The sequence below is a fragment of the Clostridium sp. genome (genome assembly GCF_051654825.1).
GTDB lineage: Bacteria > Bacillota > Clostridia > Clostridiales > Clostridiaceae > Clostridium.
In genome coordinates, this window is sequence record NZ_JBOFYU010000193.1 from 1 (window position 1) to 3529 (window position 3529).

At 30.6% G+C, this 3529-nt stretch carries 2 protein-coding genes; one reads left to right on the plus strand and one right to left on the minus strand.

What is annotated here, in order from left to right; all coding sequences use genetic code 11:
• A partial coding sequence (locus tag ACRDBA_RS11120) for an HNH endonuclease (protein WP_438572985.1) occupies positions 1-1613 on the minus strand: 1613 nt, incomplete at its 3' end.
• Between the two features lie 407 nt (positions 1614-2020).
• Between ACRDBA_RS11120 and ACRDBA_RS11125 the strand changes: the two genes are divergently transcribed.
• The gene (locus tag ACRDBA_RS11125; RefSeq protein WP_438572986.1) at positions 2021-3358 is read left to right on the plus strand and encodes a dicarboxylate/amino acid:cation symporter; all 1338 of its coding nucleotides are present in this window, start codon (positions 2021-2023) and stop codon (positions 3356-3358) included.
• The last annotated feature ends 171 nt before the right edge of the window (positions 3359-3529 follow it).

The window sequence follows — 3529 nt, forward strand, 5'->3', positions numbered from 1 at the left end:
TTTTTAAGCATTTTTCTCATTTCCTCTACGGTATAAGGAGGTGTTTTAGAATGGATGATACCATGACAATTATCACATATTGGAATTAAATCCTTAATTGCATCAGTATTTGGAAGATATTCTTCTTTATCATCTTTAGCCTGAACATGATGAATTCCTATATTTTTTTCAAAAGCTTCTCCATAAGTATACCCATAATCAAAACCACAAATCTCACAAATCGCTCCGTAATACTCTATACATTCTTCTTTTAACTTTTGCCATTCATCAGTATTTTCTTGTTGATTTTCTAATTTTATAGAATCATTTTCTTTTGCTTGATTGATTATTTTAGGTGTTTCTTGTATTTCTTGTATTTCTTGTGTTTCTTTTTTAAATTCTACGGGTAATGTGACTTTCTCATGGGAGGAATCTTCTTGTTTTGTCATCATCATCTCTTCAATAAAAGCTTCTAAACTATCATCTTCTAAGTCATGTAATAAATTATCCGCTGTCTCTATCTCTGGAAAAGCAAATGGATCTTTAGGTTTAGTCATAGGTATTTCTTTTTTCTTTGGCTTAGAGTCCATATCACTTAATAGACTATCAATAAAATTATCTAAAGAAGCATCCTCTTTTATTACTTTTTTTATAGGTACTTCTTCCTTCTTAATTGATATCTCTTTAGGTTGAGTTACCTCTTCTTGTGGCAATTCTTCTTTTACTTCTATAGGTAGAGTAGTAATTATTTCTTTTTTTAAATCAGCATTATTTATAACTTGTATTTCTTCTTCTACCTCTTCAAATTCTTTATGAGTTTGCACGGTTATATTGCTTAGGTCTACTTTTCCTTCTGCACTCAGTTCTTCTACTGCCTTTTTTAATTCTGGTCTTACTCTCCATTCAAAACAATTATTGTCCTTAAATCCTCCAAGGAATAAAATATGCCACCAAAGCATTTCCCCTTTTCTAGATAAAGGAACATCTATTTTAGTTTTAGCTTTAATACGTTTAGCTAAAGCCATAACTACTTCTTTATAAGGATATTTTGAATTATAGCCTTCTTCTTTAGAGATTTCATCTGCTTCTACGTATCCATTGATAAGTACTAATCTTAAAATAAGGTCTTTATTCTTAGCTGGAAATACTGTATCACTACTAAATAACTGTTTCCATGTTTCCTTATCAATATCTATTGGTCTATTAAGTAAAATATATTCTTTTTTATTTTCTATTGGCATAATTGTAGGCATTTGGTCTACTAAATCATTAAATACCTTTTCATTTTCAATAGGAGCTTCTTTTGGTTCTTCTATTTTTCGTGGTGAAAAATTATAGTCTTTAAGTTTTCTATCACAAAAACTTACTACTTCTTCCGGAAATAGATCTCTATGTTTAGGATTTGTAATCAGTGCTTCTACTGATAAATCTAATCTTTCATTTTCCCATAAAATTGTGAAGTCAAATGTATTGCTTTCAGATTTAATAAATTTAATAGCTGCTTCATATCCACCATATTTATTAATCATATCTAACAATTTAGTAGATTTATATTTGAGTTGTTTACTTATTGTTTTATATAAGTTAATCATCTCATTATGAAAGGCGTGTTTTTTGGCTTCGTCTTGATTCATTATTCCATCCCTCTATTCTTTATTAGTTTTGCATGTTGTTAGCCATTAAGATGCTACTTTGAATAGGCAGTCTATTTTATAGGATATGCCATGTATTCTATAAATATAAGACTTCTTCTGTCTATTTAACTTATTTTTTCTACCTTATAATAGTTTAACCTGAATTGTTCTCAGAATATCTATTATAACTATAATATTTTAAATACGCAATTATAATTTTAAGCTTGTATCCAACTTGACATAATTTTCCTCCTCAGGTATACTACTTTCGATAGGATACCTTTAAGATAGTCCTGTGAGGCTAATAAGGAGCATACGTAACACATGTATTTTCCCTTAATATCTTAATGGATATTAAGGTTTTTTATGGTGTCCTATAAAATATCTCATTATTTTTAGGAGGACATATGAATAACGCAAAAAATAACGCTAATCAATTAGCTATAAAAATGGCCATTGCTTTATGTGGTGGACTTTTAACCGGTACTTTATTTATCTTTTTAAGAGAGTATTTAAACTCTTCTGGTCAAAATTCTCTTTGGAATACAATTAACCTCATTTTATTTCAAGATATCCATTCTAGCGCTGATGCTATTGGAATTTTTTATATCATTGGTCAAATTTTTATTAACTCTTTACAATTAGTTATTGTTCCTATGGTTTTCACCTCAATCTCTTTAGCTATGTGTCGTATTACAGATACAAAAAAACTAGGTCGTATTTCCTATAAAACTATTTTAGGCTTTTTAGGTACTTCTTTATTCGCTTTAATTTTAGCGGGTATCTTTGGACTAGCTGCTCATAATGCAGGATTATTTCATGTAAGTATTAGTGATATCAATACCCAAGTAGGTAGTACTAGCAGTAATCCTCTTCTTGTTTTTATCCAAGCTGTTCCAAATAATATTACAGGAGCTTTTTCAGAAAATGGTAAAATCTTAGCTGTTGTATTTTTAGCTGTTGCGACAGGTTTATCAATCAACGCACTTGAGGGTCAGATTATTGTACTTAAAAAGATTCTAGAAGAAATCAATAAAATTATTACTATCTTTTTAGGCTTTATCATTACTAAATTTGGTCCTATAGCTATCTTTGTTTTAATTACTCGTACATTTGCCATTTATGGTATTGAACATCTTAAACCAGCTTTAGCTTATGTCATTACTGTAGTTGCTGTTTTACTATTATTCTTAGTATTTGGATATGGTTTGTTTATTTTCCTTACTACAAGATTAAATCCAGTTGTCTTTGTAAGAAAGATCGGTAAAGTTGCCTTATTTGGATTTTCAACTTCTTCATCTGCCTCAACATTGCCATTAAATACACAAACGGTAGTTGAAGAATTAGGTGTAAATGAAGAAATCGCTTCATTTATTTTACCATTAGGTATGACAATTAACATGAATGGTACTGCCATTATGCAAGTTATTGCTGCCATCTTCATTGCTTCAAGTGCAGGTTATGATGTTACCATGGGCAGTATTCTAACTATTGGAATCTTGGCACTTATTGCCTCTATTGGTACACCTGCTGCACCGGGTGCTGGAGCAATTATTCTCTTTACCGTTCTTACTGGGATGGGCTACCAAAATGATACTGCTGTACTCGCTTATTCTCTCATTTTAGCTATTAATCGTCCAGTTGAGATGTTAGTAACCTCTCTTAACGTAGTAGGAGATGCAGCAACTGCAATAGCAGTTGCTAAATCTGAAAATGGCCTAGACGAAAGCATTTATAATCAATAGCACCTCAAAGGATAGAGCCTTCGTAAAGCTCTATCCTTTTTATTATATCCCACTTACCTTATCCAAATAACTCTTTTATTTTTATAATTGGTCCATTGCGAAATTAGCTAGTTCATCTGCTTTATTATTTCCAACATTTGTACTATGTCCTTTTACCTTAGTAAACTCAAT

Excerpts from the sequence above, each read along its gene's own strand:
- ACRDBA_RS11125 (WP_438572986.1), top strand. The coding sequence starts at position 2,021 with ATGAATAACGCAAAAAATAACGCTAATCAATTAGCTATAAAAATGGCC.